Annotated in this window: 16 protein-coding genes; 6 read left to right on the forward strand and 10 right to left on the reverse strand. The window is 65.5% G+C overall.

Annotated elements, in window-relative coordinates:
- Window positions 1-26: 26 nt before the first annotated feature.
- From metG to NX774_RS02840, 6 genes are all read left to right on the forward strand, one after another.
- Entirely contained in the window at window positions 27-2,129 is a 2,103-nt protein-coding gene (metG, locus tag NX774_RS02815; protein ID WP_258820617.1) for a methionine--tRNA ligase, read from the forward strand.
- Between the two features lie 165 nt (window positions 2,130-2,294).
- Window positions 2,295-3,611, forward strand: coding sequence for an enoyl ACP reductase FabMG family protein (locus NX774_RS02820; RefSeq protein ID WP_258820618.1), 1,317 nt, complete (start codon window positions 2,295-2,297; stop codon window positions 3,609-3,611).
- Between the two features lie 137 nt (window positions 3,612-3,748).
- The gene (locus NX774_RS02825; protein ID WP_258820619.1) at window positions 3,749-3,958 is read left to right on the forward strand and encodes a DUF3460 family protein; all 210 of its coding nucleotides are present in this window, start codon (window positions 3,749-3,751) and stop codon (window positions 3,956-3,958) included.
- Between the two features lie 22 nt (window positions 3,959-3,980).
- Window positions 3,981-4,871: a segregation and condensation protein A gene (locus NX774_RS02830; protein WP_258820620.1), complete on the forward strand. Its 891-nt coding sequence runs from the start codon at window positions 3,981-3,983 to the stop codon at window positions 4,869-4,871.
- Between the two features lie 28 nt (window positions 4,872-4,899).
- Window positions 4,900-5,739, forward strand: coding sequence for a pantoate--beta-alanine ligase (panC, locus tag NX774_RS02835; RefSeq protein ID WP_258820621.1), 840 nt, complete (start codon window positions 4,900-4,902; stop codon window positions 5,737-5,739).
- Between the two features lie 126 nt (window positions 5,740-5,865).
- Window positions 5,866-6,651: a flagellar regulator YcgR PilZN domain-containing protein gene (locus tag NX774_RS02840; protein WP_258820622.1), complete on the forward strand. Its 786-nt coding sequence runs from the start codon at window positions 5,866-5,868 to the stop codon at window positions 6,649-6,651.
- A gap of 183 nt (window positions 6,652-6,834) precedes the next feature.
- Here the strand turns inward: NX774_RS02840 and NX774_RS02845 are convergent, their stop codons facing one another.
- The 10 genes from NX774_RS02845 to NX774_RS02890 form a co-directional block, all read right to left on the reverse strand.
- Complete coding sequence (locus NX774_RS02845; RefSeq protein WP_258820623.1) at window positions 6,835-8,040, reverse strand: EAL and HDOD domain-containing protein; 1,206 nt, start codon at window positions 8,038-8,040, stop codon at window positions 6,835-6,837.
- Between the two features lie 30 nt (window positions 8,041-8,070).
- Window positions 8,071-8,700, reverse strand: coding sequence for a protein phosphatase CheZ (gene cheZ / locus NX774_RS02850; protein WP_258820624.1), 630 nt, complete (start codon window positions 8,698-8,700; stop codon window positions 8,071-8,073).
- Window positions 8,700-9,095: a chemotaxis response regulator CheY gene (cheY, locus tag NX774_RS02855; protein ID WP_258809869.1), complete on the reverse strand. Its 396-nt coding sequence runs from the start codon at window positions 9,093-9,095 to the stop codon at window positions 8,700-8,702. The genes cheZ and cheY overlap by 1 nt, the downstream gene beginning before the upstream one ends.
- 126 nt (window positions 9,096-9,221) lie before the next feature.
- Complete coding sequence (locus NX774_RS02860; protein ID WP_258820625.1) at window positions 9,222-10,286, reverse strand: protein-glutamate methylesterase/protein-glutamine glutaminase; 1,065 nt, start codon at window positions 10,284-10,286, stop codon at window positions 9,222-9,224.
- A 17-nt stretch (window positions 10,287-10,303) separates the two neighbouring features.
- Window positions 10,304-10,894, reverse strand: coding sequence for a chemoreceptor glutamine deamidase CheD (gene cheD, locus NX774_RS02865; protein WP_258820626.1), 591 nt, complete (start codon window positions 10,892-10,894; stop codon window positions 10,304-10,306).
- A 12-nt stretch (window positions 10,895-10,906) separates the two neighbouring features.
- On the reverse strand, window positions 10,907-11,755 hold the full coding sequence (locus NX774_RS02870) for a CheR family methyltransferase (RefSeq protein ID WP_258820627.1): 849 nt from the start codon (window positions 11,753-11,755) through the stop codon (window positions 10,907-10,909).
- 89 nt (window positions 11,756-11,844) lie between these two features.
- Window positions 11,845-12,348, reverse strand: a complete 504-nt coding sequence (locus NX774_RS02875; RefSeq protein ID WP_258820628.1) for a chemotaxis protein CheW — start codon at window positions 12,346-12,348, stop codon at window positions 11,845-11,847.
- A gap of 31 nt (window positions 12,349-12,379) precedes the next feature.
- Window positions 12,380-14,548 carry a chemotaxis protein CheA gene (cheA, locus tag NX774_RS02880; RefSeq protein WP_258820629.1) on the reverse strand — a complete coding sequence of 723 codons (2,169 nt, stop codon included), beginning with the start codon at window positions 14,546-14,548 and terminating at the stop codon, window positions 12,380-12,382.
- A gap of 31 nt (window positions 14,549-14,579) precedes the next feature.
- Entirely contained in the window at window positions 14,580-14,945 is a 366-nt protein-coding gene (locus NX774_RS02885; protein WP_258820630.1) for a response regulator, read from the reverse strand.
- Window positions 14,946-14,989: 44 nt separating this feature from the next.
- The gene (locus NX774_RS02890) at window positions 14,990-15,541 is read right to left on the reverse strand and encodes a chemotaxis protein (protein WP_258820631.1); all 552 of its coding nucleotides are present in this window, start codon (window positions 15,539-15,541) and stop codon (window positions 14,990-14,992) included.
- Between the last annotated feature and the right edge of the window lie 3 nt (window positions 15,542-15,544).

The raw sequence follows: 15,544 nt of genomic DNA on the forward strand, positions 1-15,544 counted from the left end.
CATCTAACCAAATAAGCGTTTCGACCATGACCCGCAAGCTGTTCGTCACCACCGCCCTGCCCTACGCCAACGGCCCCTTCCACATTGGCCACGTGATGGAATACATCCAGGCCGACATCTGGGTGCGGTTCATGCGAATGCAGGGCTGCGAGGTCCACTTCGTGGGCGCGGACGACACCCACGGCACGCCGATCATGATCGCCGCCGAAAAGGAAGGCATCACGCCGCAGGAATTCGTGGCCAAGATCGCGGCCGGCCGCAAGCAGTACCTGGACGGCTTTCACATCGCGTTCGACAACTGGTACTCGACCGATTCGCCGGAAAACGTCGAGCTGTCGCAATCCATCTACCGCAAGCTGCGCGACGCCGGCCTGATCGAAACCCGCACCGTTGACCGCTTCTTCGACCCGGTCAAGGGCATGTTCCTGGCCGACCGCAACATCAAGGGCGAGTGCCCCAAATGCCATGCCAAGGACCAGTACGGCGACAACTGCGAGGTGTGCGGCGCGGCCTACGAGCCGACCGAGCTGCTCAACCCGTACTCCGTATTTACCGGCTCGACCCCGATCCTGAAGCCGTCGGAGCAGTACTTCTTCAAGCTGTCCGATCCGCGCTGCTTCCACTTCCTCAAGGACTGGCTCAACACCCCGGGCCGCCTGCAGCCGGAGATGGTCAACAAGGTCTCGGAATGGCTGGGCGAGCACGGCGAAAAGCTGGCCGACTGGGACATCTCGCGCGACGCGCCCTACTTCGGCATCCCGATCCCTGACGCGCCGGGCAAGTTCTTCTACGTGTGGCTGGACGCGCCGGTCGGCTACCTGGCCAGCCTGAAGAACTACTTCGGCAAGACCGGCGTGGACTACGACGCCTTCCTGCGCGACCCGGCCGCCGAGCAGATCCACTTCATCGGCAAGGACATCGTCTCGTTCCACCTGCTGTTCTGGCCGGCGATGCTCAATTTCTCGGGCCACCCGATCATCGACAAGCTCAAGGTCGCGGTGCACGGCCACCTGACCGTCAATAACGAAAAGATGTCCAAGTCGCGCGGCACCGGTATCTCGCCGCTGCGCTACCTCGACCTGAAGATGAACCCGGAGTGGCTGCGCTACTATCTGGCGTTCAAGCTCAATTCCAAGGTCGAGGACCTGGACTTCAACGGCGAGGACTTCGTCGCCCGCGTGAACTCCGACCTGATCGGCAAATACGTCAACATCGCCAGCCGCTGCGCCGGCTTCATCGCCAAGCGCTTCGACGGCAAGCTTGCCACCACCCTGTCGGACAACGCGAAGCAGTGGATCGCCCGCGCGCTGACCGTTGAGGGCGCCGAGCGCCAGGCCAGCATCGCCGCGCTGTTTGAAAGCCGCGAATTCGGCAAGGCCCTGCGCGAAGTGATGGAAGTGGCCGACGTGACCAACCAGTTCGTGGACGAGTACAAGCCGTGGGTGCTGGCCAAGGACCCCGAGAAGACCGCCGAGCTGCACGACGTGTGCACCGCCGCGCTGATCCTGTTCCGCCAGCTGACCATCATGCTCGCGCCGGTGCTGCCCAACGTGGCCGCGCGTGTGACCGAATTCCTGGGCGATGAAAAGCTCACCTGGAACGATACCCGCGGCGCCGCCGTGTACGAGACCATGCTCGGCCGCACCATCGGCGCCTACAGCCACCTGATGCAGCGCGTGGACGCCAAGATGATCGAAGACCTGTTCGACAAGCCGGCACCTGCCGCCGAAGCCCCCGCGCCGGCCGCCGCCGACGCCGCGCCGGCTGGCGGCATCGAGCCGCTGGCCCCGGAAATCAGCATCGACGACTTCACCAAGATCGACCTGCGCGTGGCGAAGATCGTCAACTGCGAGGAAGTCGAAGGCTCGACCAAGCTCCTGCGCCTGACGCTGGACGTGGGCGAAGGCCGCACCCGCAACGTCTTCTCCGGCATCAAGTCGGCCTACAAGCCGGAAGACCTGATCGGCAAGCTGACGGTGATGGTGGCCAACCTCGCGCCGCGCAAGATGAAGTTCGGGGTGTCGGAAGGGATGGTGCTGTGCGCCTCGGCGGCGGACGAGAAGGCCGATCCGGGCCTGTACGTGCTCGAGCCGATCGCCGGCGCCAAGCCGGGCATGCGCATTCGCTGATGGCGGACGGGGCGGCATGCAGCCTGCCGGCAGGCGCCTGTATTAACAAAGCGATATCAATTCGAGCGCGACAATGGGCGTTATAATGCGCTTTTTTAAGAATAACAATCCGGGGCTCCGTACCGCCGTTCCCGGTCTTTCATCCTTTTGAGTGGTAATTAATCTATGACCGAATTGACCTCACTGCGACACATTCCGCAAGCGAACGTCTTCCGCAAGGGCGACGTCTTCGTCCTGTTCGGCGAGCTGTTCGGGCGCGGCTATGTGAACGGCCTGATCGACGAGGCGCGCAAAGCCGGCATGACGATCATCGGTATCACGGTGGGCCGCCGCGACGACAATGGCGTGCTGCGCGCACTGAACGACGAAGAGCTGGCCGAAGCGCAAGAGCGCCTCGGCGGCAAGATCATCAACGTGCCGCTGATGGCAGGCTTCGACATGGACGCCCCCGAGGGCGAACAGAACCCGACCGAGCAGCTGTCCGGGGTCACCCTCAAGAACTGGCAGGAAGAGAAGCTGGACTGGTCGCGCATCGAGCGCTGCCGCGAGGCCGGCGTGCGCCGCTTCACCGAATCGGCAAAAACCGTCATGGCCGAAATCGACAAGCTGGTGCCGGAAGGCGCCAACGTCTTCTTCGCCCACACCATGGCCGGCGGCATCCCCAAGATCAAGGCCTTCCTGGCCATCGCCAACCGCATCTACAAGGGCCGCGGCGAGCGCTTCGTGTCCTCGCGCGCGTTGCTCGACAGCGACCTGGGCAAGCTGATCCTGATGAACTTCGACGAGGTCACGGCCAACACGCTCAAGTACCTGATCGACGCGTCCGCCCCGATCCGCGAGCGCGTGACCCGCGCCGGCGGCCAGGTCCGCTACAGCGCCTACGGCTACCACGGCACCGAGATCCTGATCGGCGGCCAGTACACCTGGCAGACCTACACCAACTACACCCAGGGCTACGCCAAGATGCGCCTGGAGTCGATCGCGCAGGCGGCGTGGGCGCAGGGCGTGCCGGTCACCGTGTTCAACTGCCCGGAGATCCGCACCAATTCGTCCGACATCTTCGTCGGCGTCGAGCTGCCGCTGTTCCCGCTGCTGCTCGCGCTGAAGAAGGAAGGCGGCGGCGCTTGGGCCGACCAGCAGTGGGCCATCTGCCAGGAGCGCCTGGAAGAAGGCGTGACTCTGCAGTCGGTGCTCGACATGATCGAGCGCTTCAACCAGGACGCGGTCAGCGCCAAGTTCCGCAATTTCGAAGCCTGGCCGATGGATAACACGCCGGAGCTGGCCGACATCGCGATCGGCACATCGGAAGAGATCACCGCCCTGCACAAGGACAAGAAGACCCTGATCACCGACCACCTGTCGGCGCTGGTGCTGGAAGGCGCCGGCCCGCTGATGTTCCACGGCGCGTCCGAAAAAATCGCACCGGTGCTGTGGCTGAACCACGACATCATCGCGCGCCAGCTGAACGCGCTGCACAAATAACGGTATAAACGCTTTCCCGTAGGGTGGGCAGGTTTCCTGCCCACGCGTTCAAACAGAGCATGCGCCGCCCGAACGCGTGGGCGGGAGACCCGCCCACCCTGCGAACCCCAACCAACGCATCACAACTGTTTCGAATCATGGCACTGTTTAAACAACACTCGATGTACGAATCCGATCACACCAAGTTCATCAAGGAGCTCAAGGCCAAGACCCCGGGCATGGACGAGCGCCAGCAGGCCGGCCGCGCCCTGCTGTGGGACAAAGCCCCGATCACGCTGGAGGAGCAGCGCCGCATCGCCGAATCGCGCATCCGCCAGCAGGCCTACCCGTACCAGACCAAGGTCTAAGCACCTTCGGCGGAGCACAGCCATGCTGCCCGACCAGGCCGCGCTCGACGCGCCGGCCGGCCCCGGCCCGGACGACGGGCTTGAACCCGGCGCCCCGCCCGAGGCGCTGGCGGCAGCCGGCGACGTGGCCGCCGAGGCCATCGCGCGCCTGTACGGCGAGCCTGTGCTCAAGCTGCCGAGCGACCTGTACATCCCGCCCGATGCGCTCGAGGTCTTCCTTGACGCGTTCGAAGGTCCGCTCGACCTGCTGCTGTACCTGATCCGCAAGCAGAACTTCAACATCCTCGACATCCCGATGGCGCAGGTCACCCTGCAGTACCTCGAATACGTCGAGCAGATCCGGCGCAGCAACCTGGAGCTGGCGGCCGAATACCTGCTGATGGCCGCCATGCTCATCGAGATCAAGTCGCGCATGCTGCTGCCGCGCCGCCAGGACGACCTGGTCGAGGACGTGGGCGACGACCCGCGCGCCGAACTGGTGCGGCGCCTGCTGGATTACGAGCAGATGAAAATCGCCGCGCTGGAACTGAACAAGCTGCCGCAGGAGGGCCGCGACTTGTGGCGCCCTTCCCTGTTCGTCGAGCAGGGCAACGCGCCCGTGTGGCCCGACGTCGATCCGTGGGACCTGCAGCGCGCCTGGATGGACGTGATGCGGCGCGCGAGCCTGACCCAGCACCACAAGATCAGCCGCCAGGAACTGTCGGTGCGCGAGCACATGTCGGCGATTTTGCGGACCCTGCAGTCGGAGCGTTTCGTCGAGTTCGCCGACCTGTTCGAGGCCGGCGCCGGCGTGCCGGTGGTCGTGGTGCACTTCGTGGCCATGCTCGAACTGGCCAAGGAAACGCTGATCGAAATTACCCAGGCCGAACCGTTCGCGCCTATCTACGTGCGTCTGGCCTATTCGCCGGCCTAGCGCGCCATCTCACCGCAACACCATCACCATGAAAATCATCTCCACCATTGACGAACTGCGCGACCAGCTGCGCGGCCAACTGCGTACCGCCTTCGTGCCGACCATGGGTAACCTGCACGAGGGCCACCTGTCGCTGATGCGCCTGGCGCGCAAGCACGGCGACCCGGTGGTCGCGTCGATCTTCGTCAACCGCCTGCAGTTCGGCCCCAACGAGGATTTCGAAAAGTACCCGCGCACCTTCCAGGCCGACGTCGAGAAGCTGGAAAAGGAAGGCGTGTACGTGCTGTTCGCGCCGACCGAGAAGGACATGTACCCGGAACCGCAGGAATACCGCGTGCGCCCGCCGGACGACCTGGGCAACACGCTGGAAGGCGAGTTCCGCCCCGGCTTTTTCACCGGCGTGACCACCGTCGTGCTCAAGCTGTTCTCGTGCGTGCAGCCGCGCGTGGCGGTGTTCGGCAAGAAGGACTACCAGCAGCTGATGATCGTGCGTAACATGGCGCGCCAGTTCGCCCTGCCCACCGAAATCATCGGCGCCGAGACCTTCCGCGCCGAGGATGGCCTGGCGCTGTCCTCGCGCAACAGCTACCTGTCCGAGGCCGAGCGCGCCGAGGCCCCGGTGCTGTACCGCACCCTGCAGTTTGTCGCCGACGAGATGCGTTCCGGCCACCTGGACGTGTTCCAGCTCGAGCACAAGGCCATGGACGACCTGGCCAAACGCGGCTGGAAGCCGGACTACGTGTCGATCCGCAAGCGCATCGACCTGCAGCCGCCTTCAGCCGGCGACCTGGCCCAGGGCACCCCGCTCGTGGTGCTGGCCGCAGCCAAGCTGGGCAATACCCGCCTGATCGATAACCTCGAAATCTGAGCGCCCGCGCCAAAACCGTGCACCGAAAAGTTCCTGGAAGTAATACAATTCGTTAAGGAAAGCGCAATAGTGTCAAATCGAGACACGATTGCGCTGTGCACGGTTCAATCTGAAGGAGGCGCGACCATGATCGACAGCGAAACCGCCCGCATCGCCACCCGCAAGGGCCCGCCCCGGCCGTCGGACGCGGTCGGCCTGATCGCCGCATCCGACGAGCCGCACGAGATGCGGGACCCGTTCGACATTGGCGAGGTGCTCACGCAACTGGCCGAATCGGGCGAGCCGATCACCATCCACGCGGCGCGTGCGCGCGAGCCGGTCATGGCGCGCATCGAGTCGGTCGATCCCGAGCTGCCGCATTTCGTGCTCGACCTGGCCGGCGGCGCCACCCTGCCGCGCGACCACAAGCTGGTGCTGGTCGCCTCGCTGGGCAACAACGCCAAGCTGCAGTTCGAGCTGCCCGACGACTGGCACGACCTGTCCGCCACCGGCCAGCTGGTACAGGCCACCTTCCCCGAAACCTGCCTGGTGCTCAACCGCCGCGCCGAGCGCCGCCACGAGACACCGGTGGGCGGCAACTACACCGCCACCTTCATCCTGATGAGCCAGAAGCGCGTGCTGCAGCTGTACGATTTTTCGACAGGCGGCGTCGGCATGCGCGCGGCGCCGCAGCAGGCGATGGGCCTGAGGGTCGGCAAGAAGCTCGACGCGGTACGGCTGGACATCGGCGACGACACGATGGTGGTGGACCTGGTCATCCGGCTGGCGCGGCGCTTTCGCACCTTCCTGCTGGGCGAGCAGGTGCAGATCGGATGCCAGTTCGTGAACATGACGCCGGAGAAGCAGCAGCAGATCAAGTCGATCATGGAAAAGCACGACGCGGCGCACCGGCGCGCGACGGCGCACCAGTAAGTGCGCTGCGCCACGCAAAACCGTTTATACCGTTAACTCGAAACCGTCGTCCCGGCGAAAGCCGGGACCCATGCTGAAGCTACCTTCACGCGGCTTGTGCAGTGCACGGACACTCAGCATGGGTCCCGGCCTGCGCCGGGACGACGTTTCAGGCGATATTGGGCAGAGGCCCCGCAGCCGGCCTCAGGCTGCCACGTTCTGCGCCCACGCCAGCGCCGACAGGTGCGCCTTGTTGACGTCTTCCGGGCTGATCGACAGCGACTGCGCCAGCGACGCCACCAGGTTGGAATTGAGCTCGCAAGCCTCGGCCAGCGCCAGGTAGGGCCCGTACACGCCGCCGCGCGTGAGCAGCGCGCGCACCACCTCGTCCGGCAGCATCACGGTGTCCAGCACTTCCTTCATCGGCAGCCCGAGCAGGCGGTCCAGCAGCGAGAACATGCCCGCCACGAACAGGTTCTCGCCCTCCCCGCGCGCCAGGAACTTCATGCCCAGCAGTTCGCACAGGCGCGCGCGCACCACCGCGGTCTCCATCAGCACCGGCGAATAGCCGCTGTTGCTGGCGGTGGCCAGGAGCAGCGTCAGCCAGCGGTACAGCGGCGCATAGCCCAGGAGCGTGATCGCCTGGCGCAGCGACTGCACCTCGCGCCCGGCGCCGAAACCGGCAGAGTTGATGAAGCGCAGCAGCTTGTAGATGAGCGCCGGGTCGCGCTTGAGCACCGCTTCCAGGCGCGGGATGTCCTCGTTGTTCTGCACCATCTGCATCAGCTGCAGGATGATGGTCTGGGCCGGGTTCATGCCCTTGACTTCGATGCCCTCGCGCGGCGTCAGGTGCAGCTTGCCGACGAATGCATCCAGCCCCAGCGCCGCGCAGGCGTCGAAGTCGGCCCAGGTGGTCACCGGGCGCCCCACCATGCGCACCGACGACTGCTTGGCCGCAGCGTAGGCGCGCGCCTGCGAACCCACGTCCGCGCCGGTGAAGCGCACCTCGACGTAGGAAGCGATGCGCGACAGGTTCTTGGACAGCAGCGCGGCGTCGCCGCCGCGGATCGACAGGCCCACCCCGCCCGCGCGCAGTGCCTGCATGGCGGTGAGCGTATCGCGGTTGTTCAGCTCCTGCGCCCGGATGGTCAGGACCGTGTGCTGCGGCGGCAGCGCGTGCAGCGCGTCGGTGGACAGCATGGCCGGCACCGCGTCCAGGAACAGCACCTTCTCGCGCAGCAGCCAGCCGTCGTCCTCGTCCACCACGTGCGCGGCGACGAAGCCGACCAGCGACTCGAGGTCGGCCTCGGTCACCTGCTGGCCGTTCTGCTGCCACGACAGCTCGTAGCCGATCACGCGCTGCTTGGGATCGAGCAGCGGTTCGCGGACAATGAAGTTAGTCTGGTGCATCGCTTGAAGGAGCTGGTCGCCCGGCGCGAATCAGAAGCCGAGACTCTCGAGCAGGTCGTCCACCTGCCCCTGGTTGGACACCACCTCGCTGTTGCGCTCGGGGTTGATCTGGGGGCCGTTCAACAGGCCATTGTCCAGGTCGCGCTTGATCTCGGCCGGCGCGAAATCGACCAGCACCTCCACCAGCTGCTGCTCCAGGTTCTGCGCGATCGAGGTCACGCGGCCGATCACCTGGCCGGTCAGGTCCTGGAAGTCCTGCGCCATCATGATGTCCATGAGGTGCTTGCGCGTTGCGGCCGCGTCCTCCCTGGCCTGGCCCAGCTGGGCCACGGTCTGCGCGGCCAGAGCGCGCCAGTCGCCTTCCGTCCCGCCGTCGAGCAGGGCCTGCCATTTGCCGGCCAGCTCGCCAGCCTGCGCGTCGATCCGGTCCTGCAGCGGGCTGGCTGCGTCGGTTGCGTTCAGCACGCGTTGGGCGGCCTGTTCCGACAGGCGCGCCACGTAGTCGAGGCGATCGCGCGCGTCGGGAATCTCGCTTGCCGCGCGTTCGATCAGTTTGTCCAGCCCCAGCCCGCGCAGGCTGTCATGCAGCGCGCGCGTGAGGTGGCCGATGCGGCTCAGGACCTCGTCGTTCGAGCCCGAGACGCCGTTTTGCTCACCCATTACGCAGCCTTTTCCAGCTTCTCGAAGATCTTGTTCAGCTTTTCGTCCAGCGTCGCGGCCGTGAACGGCTTGACGACGTAACCGTTGGCGCCCGCCTGGGCTGCCGCGATGATGTTTTCCTTCTTCGCTTCCGCCGTCACCATCAGCACCGGCAGCTTGGCCAGCGCGGGATCGGCGCGGATGTTCTGCAGCATGGTCAGGCCGTCCATGTTGGGCATGTTCCAGTCCGACACCACGAAGTCGAACGGCTCGCTGCGCAGCTTGGCGAGCGCCTGGACGCCGTCTTCGGCCTCGTCGACGTTGGCGTAACCCAGTTCTTTGAGCAGATTCTTCACGATGCGGCGCATCGTCGAGAAATCATCTACCACCAGGAAACGCAATTTGGGATCTGCCATGTAATACTCCGTCGATTCTCTTTACTCAGGTTAGGTGGGGACTTCGGCGCTGCCGGGAAGCAGGCTAAAGGATAGCATTTTTGTTGCCCTCAAGCCATAAATGGCGGGCGAAATGACGCACACGGATCAAACACGCAACGCCCGGCCGCCCTGCGCGGCGAGGTGGCCGAGCACCATCCCCGGCAGCGCCGACAGCGCGCCCACTTCATGGGTCGCGCCGACCGCGATCGCCTCGCGCGGCATGCCGAACACCACGCACGACGCCTCGTCCTGGGCGAAGTTGTAGGCGCCGGCCTGCTTCATCTCGAGCATGCCGGCCGCGCCGTCCTTGCCCATGCCGGTCAGGATCACCCCGACCGCGTTCTTGCCGGCCGCCTGCGCCGCCGAGCGGAACAGCACGTCCACCGACGGCCGGTGCCGGTTCACCGGCGGGCTCTGCTCGATGCGGGTCATGTAGTTCGCGCCCGAACGCACCAGCAGCAGGTGCGAGTGGCCGGGCGCGATGTAGGCGTGGCCGGGCAGCACGCGCTCGTTGCCGGCGGCCTCGCACACGCTGATCTTGCACAGCGAATCGAGGCGCTTGGCGAACGAGGTGGTGAAACCTTCCGGCATGTGCTGGGTGATCAGGATGCCCGGGCAGTCCGACGGCATCTGCATCAGGAATTCGCGGATCGCCTCGGTGCCGCCGGTGGAGGCGCCGATGATGATCAGCTTTTCCGACGACGTGAGCGGGCTCCTCAAGGCCGGCAGCACCGGGCTTGGGGCGTTCGGGTGCAGCGTGCGCGGCTTGATGCGGGCGCGCGCGGCGGCGCGGATCTTGTCGCAAATGACATCAGTGTACTCGCGCATGCCCGACTGGATCGAGATCTTCGGCTTGGTCACGAAGTCCACCGCGCCCAGTTCCAGCGCGCGCATCGTGATCTCCGAGCCGCGTTCGGTCAGCGACGAGACCATCAGCACCGGCATCGGGCGCAGGCGCATCAGCTTTTCCAGGAAATCCAGGCCGTCCATCTTCGGCATCTCGACGTCCAGCGTGAGCACGTCGGGGTTGGTGCGCTTGATCAGGTCGCGCGCCACCAGCGGGTCGGGCGCCACGCCCACCACCTCCATGTCCGGCTGCGAATTGACGATCTCGCTCATCACCGCACGGATCAGCGCCGAATCGTCGACGATCAGCACCTTGGTCTTCATTTCCAGTCCCTTTCAGGTCAGAACAGGTCGATGTCGCCGGCAACCGGCGCGACCTTAAGCCTGCTGGCGTAGTCGGCTTCGCGCCGTGCCAGCGTGTCGTTATGGGTTTGCATCAGCTTCTTGACCAGCACCTTGCCGGTGTGCGGGAAGAAGTACACCTTGCGCGGGTAGATGTCGTTCAGGTCCTCGGCCAGCACCGGGATCTTTTCGGTCTTGAGAAACTGCGTCACGAACGCGGCGTTGCGCTCGCCCACGTTCATCGCGGTAAAGCCGCGCAGCACCGCGCCGCCACCGAACACCTTCGCCTCCAGGCTTTCGCGCCGCGCGCCGGCCTTGAGCAGGTCGTTGATCAGGACCTCCATCGCGTAGGTCCCGTAGCGCATCGAGGCCGATACCGGGCCGTTGTCGCCGCCGTCGGGCAGCATGAAGTGGTTCATGCCGCCCAGGCCCGTGACGCGGTCGCGGATGCAGGCCGCCACGCACGAGCCGAGCACGGTCACGATCAGCATGTCGCGGTTGGTGTAGTAGTACTCGCCCGGCAGGATCTTGGCCGCGTCGCAGTCGAAGGTGCGGTCGTAGTACACATTGGTGGCGAAATTGCTGTTCATGTCCAGGTCCGGCTACGCATGGTTAAGCTCGTACACCGTCTTGCCGCGCAGTCGCAGCGCGTCGGACACGTACAAAAAGTTTTCCGAGTGGCCGGCAAACAGCAGGCCGCTCGGTTTCATCAGGGGCACGAAGCGCGACAGGATGCCGCGCTGGGTCGCCTTGTCGAAGTAGATCATCACGTTGCGGCAGAAGATCGCGTCGAACGGCCCCTGCAGATGCCAGTTCGCCTCCAGCAGGTTCAGCTGCTTGAAGGTGACCAGCTGGCGCAGCTCGGGGCGCACCCGCACCATGCCCTCGTGGCTGCCCTTGCCGCGCAAGAAAAAGCGGCGCAGCCGCTCGGGCGCCATCTTCTCGATGCGGTCCAGCCCGTAGATGCCTTCGCTCGCGGTGGCCAGCACGTTAGTGTCGATGTCGGTGGCGATCACGTGCGCCGGCGGCGTGAGCGTATTGAACGCCTCGCACAGCGTCATGGCGATCGAATACGGCTCTTCGCCGGTGGAGCTGGCCGCGCACCAGATGTTCAGCTGCCCGCCCTCGCGCGCGCGCACCGCCAGCACGTGCTCGGCCAGCAGCGGGAAATGGTGCGCCTCGCGGAAGAACGAGGTCAGGTTGGTGGTGAGCGCGTTGGTGAACGACTCCCACTCGTGGTCCATGCGTCCCGCCTCCAGCTCGTCCAGATAGGTGTGGAACGCGCCGATGCCGGTGGCGCGCAGGCGCCGCGCCAGGCGGCTGTACACCATCTCCTGCTTGCTGTCGGCCAGCGAAATCCCGGCGCGCTTGTAGATCAGCGCGCGCACCCGCTCGAAGTCGCGGCGCGTGAAGTCGAATTCCTTGGTCGTCTCGTGTGTCTGTTGCGGCACTTTGCCTTACCTTCTTCAATCGGGGCCGCATGCGCCCCTGCCCTGGCCGGCGGGCCAGGGCCAAGCCTTGTGCCTGCCGCCTGCGGCGCTTACGCCGCCAGCTTGTCGATCAATCCCATCTCGCCCGAGGACATCAGCTTGTCGATGTCGATCAGGATCAGCATGCGCTCGTCCACCGTGCCCAGGCCCATCAGGTAGTCGGAATTGAAGGCGGTGCCCATTTCCGGGGCGGGCTTGATCTGGTCCGGGGTGAGCGTGGTCACGTCCGACACGCTGTCCACCACCATGCCCATGATGCGCCCGCCGATATTCAGGATGATCACGACCGTGAACTGGTCGTACACCGGGGTGCCCAGCTTGAACTTGATGCGCATGTCCACCACCGGGATGATGATGCCGCGCAGGTTGATCACGCCCTTGATGAATTCGGGGGCGTTGGCGATGCGGGTGACCGCTTCGTAGCCGCGGATCTCCTGCACCTTCAGGATGTCGATGCCGTATTCCTCGGACCCGAGGGTAAAGGCCAGGAACTCGCTGCCGGCGCCGTCGCGTGCGTGGGCTTCGGCCGACGAGGTGTTGGTGACTGTGGACATGGCTTTCTTCCTTTGATTGACAAGCAGAGAGTTATAAAACGACGGTGTCGTCGGTGAGCTGGCGCGACGAACGCAGCAACGCCGCGACGTCCAGGATCAGCGCCACGCCGCCATCGCCGAGGATGGTGGCGCCGGAGATCCCGGCCACCTTGCGGTAGTTCGATTCCAGGTTCTTGACCACGACCTGCTGCTGGCCCACCAGTTCGTCCACGAACAGCGCGGCGCGCCGGCCCTCGGTCTCGAGGATCACGACGATCGCCTCGGACGGGTCGGTGTAGCGCGGCTCGATGCCGAACATCTGGTACAGCGGGATCAGGGGCAGGTACTCGCCGCGCACCTTGAGCACGCGGCCCTGGCCGGCGATATCCTTGATGTCCTCGCGCGCCGGCTGCAGCGACTCGACCACGAAGCCCAGCGGCAGGATGTAGATCTCGGAGCCGCAGCGGATCGACATGCCGTCCAGGATCGCCAGCGTGAGCGGCAGCGAGATCGAGATGGTGGTACCGAAGCCCTTGGCCGAACGGATGTCCACCACCCCGCCCATCGCGGTGATGTTGCGCTTGACGACGTCCATGCCGACCCCGCGGCCGGACACGTCGGTGACGATTTCGGCGGTCGAGAAGCCCGGGGCAAAGATCAGCTGCCACACGTCGGCGTCGCTCATCGTGTCCGACACCTCCAGCCCGTTGGCCTTGGCCTTGGCCAGGATCTTCTCGCGGTTCAGGCCCGCGCCGTCGTCCGCGACCTCGATCACGATGTTGCCGCCCTGCTGGCCGGCCGACAGGAACAGGCGCCCGGCGTCGGTCTTGCCGGCGTCGCGGCGCGCTTGCGGCAGTTCGATGCCGTGGTCGATGCTATTCCTGACCAGGTGCGTGAGCGGATCGACGATGCGCTCGATCAGGCCCTTGTCCAGTTCCGTGGCCGCGCCGTGGGTGATGAAATCGACCTTCTTGCCAAGCTTGCTGGCCAGGTCGCGCACCATGCGCGGGAAGCGCGAGAACACGAAGTCCATCGGCATCATCCGGATCGACATCACCGCTTCCTGCAGGTCGCGCGTGTTGCGGGTCAGCTGCCCCACCGAGGCCAGCAGGCGCTCGTGCAGCATCGGGTCCAGGGTCGAGGTGCGCTGCTCGATCATCGCCTGCGTGATGACCAGTTCGCCCACCAGGTTGATCAGCTGGTCCACCTTCTCGACCGAGACCCGGATCGAGGACGACTCGGCGTGCGCGTGCGCGGCCTTGTCGTCCTTCTTGGCGGCGGCCTTCTTCTCGGCCGCGACCTCGGAAATCTCGAGCGGTTCGGGCGCGGTGCTGGCGGTGTGCTTGGGTTCCTCGGGCTTGATGCCCGCTTGCGCGCGGATCACCTCGATCGGCTGGAAGAACCCGTAGCCGCGCTCGTCGTCGGACAGCTCGGCCTGCACCTGCTCGACCTCGTCGCTGGGGTCGAAGAAGCCGTAGCCCTGCGCGTTCTCGATGCGCGCGCGCTCTTCCTGCTCGATGCGGCGCTGCTCGGGGGTGAGCGGCGGCGCCTCGAACACCTTCAGGTCTTCCGGCTCGAGCACGAACGAGCAGATCGCGATGATGTCGTCCAGGCTTTCGCGGGTGGTGATCACGAGCGCGCTGCGCCCGCCCTCGATCGGGGTCACCTGGACCCGGCCCATCAGGCCCAGCTCGTCCACCAGCGCGTTCACGTCGCGCTGCGGCACCTCGGGCAGTTCGATCTTGTAGCGGTGCGCGCCCTCGACCTGGTGCTCCACCTTGGCTTCGGCATGCAGGAACGACGGCGTGGCGTGGTGGTTCGAGCCGGGCACGACGCCGTCGGCCAGGTCGTGCAGCACCATGCGCACGTTGGCCACCTGCTCCTGGTCCACCTCGCCGCCGCTCTTGTGCCCGTCCAGCATCATCTTGAGCGTGTCCTTGGCGGACAGGAAGGCGTCCACGTGCTGCGCGGTGAGCGTCATCTCGCCCTTGCGGATGCGGTCCAGCAGCGACTCGAGCACGTGCGTCACTTCGCTCATGTCGTTCAGGCCGAAGGTGGCCGCGCCGCCCTTGACCGAGTGCGCCGTGCGGAAGATCGCGTTCAGGTCTTCGGCGTCCGGCGCCTCGACATCGACGCCCAGCAGCAATCGCTCCATCTCGGCGAGCAGCTCTTCGGCCTCGTCGAAGAAGACCTGGTAAAACTGGCTGATGTCGATGGTCATGATACGTCCGTGTGTATGGCCGGCCGCACGGCTAGCCAATGACTTTCTTGACCACCTCGATCAGGCGTTGCGGGTCGAACGGCTTGACCAGCCAGCCATTGGCGCCGGCAGCGCGGCCCTTGGACTTCATCTCGTCGGACGATTCGGTGGTCAGCATCAGGATCGGCGTCTTCTGGTAGGCCGGCAGGCCACGCAGCATCTTGATCAGCGACAGGCCGTCCATGCGCGGCATGTTCTGGTCGGTCAGCACCAGGTCCACGGCCTGCTGCTTGGCCTTGTCCAGGCCGTCCTGGCCATCGACCGCCTCCACCACCTGGTAGCCCGCCGCCTTCAGCGAGAACGCCACCATCTGGCGCAGCGAGCTGGAGTCGTCGACCGCGAGAATTGTTTTTGCCATGTTTGCTCCTGATTCTTCTGTCACTTCTGTTATTTCGTGCGTCTTCAGAACAGCTCGATGTCGCCGCTTTCCATGTGCTTCTGCTCGACCGACTTGCGCAGCACGCTGCGCAGCTCGAGCGACTGGATGGCGAGCGCCGTGCTGACCTTGCCGAGCCGGTCGACGATCTCTTCGTGGCCGCTCTCGGGCACAATGCCGGCGCCATGGGCGCCCAGCGTACCGAGGAATTCCGACAGCCCGATGACACGCCGGATGCTGCGTTCGATCAGCTGGCCGGTCATGTCCTGGAACTGCATGCTGGTCACGGCCCGGTTCACGTGCTGGCCGATCTCGTCGGACATGCGCGCGAGCGCGCCGCGCTCTTCCTCGGACAACTGCTCGCCCGCCAGCAGCCGGTCCACCAACGCCTGGCGCGCGCTGACCGCGCCGTGGATCGCGAGGAAGGCGGCGGTCAGCTTGTCGATCGCCTCCTCCAGCAGCAGCTCGGTCTGCAGCAGGTCGGTCTCGACCTCGGCGAGGTGCCGGCGGCCGTGATCCGACACGCCCGACAGCAGGCGCTTCACGTGCGATCCCAAAATTTTCTTCCTGGTCGTCATCCG

The organism is Massilia agilis, assembly GCF_024756255.1.
GTDB lineage: Bacteria > Pseudomonadota > Gammaproteobacteria > Burkholderiales > Burkholderiaceae_D > Telluria > Telluria agilis.

What these genes read in the sequence shown, in the direction of transcription:
- metG (WP_258820617.1), top strand. Translation starts at nt 27, where the DNA reads ATGACCCGCAAGCTGTTCGTCACCACCGCCCTGCCCTACGCCAACGGC.
- NX774_RS02820 (WP_258820618.1), top strand. Translation starts at nt 2,295, where the DNA reads ATGACCGAATTGACCTCACTGCGACACATTCCGCAAGCGAACGTCTTC.
- NX774_RS02825 (WP_258820619.1), top strand. Translation starts at nt 3,749, where the DNA reads ATGGCACTGTTTAAACAACACTCGATGTACGAATCCGATCACACCAAG.
- NX774_RS02830 (WP_258820620.1), top strand. Translation starts at nt 3,981, where the DNA reads ATGCTGCCCGACCAGGCCGCGCTCGACGCGCCGGCCGGCCCCGGCCCG.
- panC (WP_258820621.1), top strand. Translation starts at nt 4,900, where the DNA reads ATGAAAATCATCTCCACCATTGACGAACTGCGCGACCAGCTGCGCGGC.
- NX774_RS02840 (WP_258820622.1), top strand. Translation starts at nt 5,866, where the DNA reads ATGATCGACAGCGAAACCGCCCGCATCGCCACCCGCAAGGGCCCGCCC.
- NX774_RS02845 (WP_258820623.1), bottom strand. Translation starts at nt 8,040, where the DNA reads ATGCACCAGACTAACTTCATTGTCCGCGAACCGCTGCTCGATCCCAAG.
- cheZ (WP_258820624.1), bottom strand. Translation starts at nt 8,700, where the DNA reads ATGGGTGAGCAAAACGGCGTCTCGGGCTCGAACGACGAGGTCCTGAGC.
- cheY (WP_258809869.1), bottom strand. Translation starts at nt 9,095, where the DNA reads ATGGCAGATCCCAAATTGCGTTTCCTGGTGGTAGATGATTTCTCGACG.
- NX774_RS02860 (WP_258820625.1), bottom strand. Translation starts at nt 10,286, where the DNA reads ATGAAGACCAAGGTGCTGATCGTCGACGATTCGGCGCTGATCCGTGCG.
- cheD (WP_258820626.1), bottom strand. Translation starts at nt 10,894, where the DNA reads ATGAACAGCAATTTCGCCACCAATGTGTACTACGACCGCACCTTCGAC.
- NX774_RS02875 (WP_258820628.1), bottom strand. Translation starts at nt 12,348, where the DNA reads ATGTCCACAGTCACCAACACCTCGTCGGCCGAAGCCCACGCACGCGAC.
- cheA (WP_258820629.1), bottom strand. Translation starts at nt 14,548, where the DNA reads ATGACCATCGACATCAGCCAGTTTTACCAGGTCTTCTTCGACGAGGCC.
- NX774_RS02885 (WP_258820630.1), bottom strand. Translation starts at nt 14,945, where the DNA reads ATGGCAAAAACAATTCTCGCGGTCGACGACTCCAGCTCGCTGCGCCAG.
- NX774_RS02890 (WP_258820631.1), bottom strand. Translation starts at nt 15,541, where the DNA reads ATGACGACCAGGAAGAAAATTTTGGGATCGCACGTGAAGCGCCTGCTG.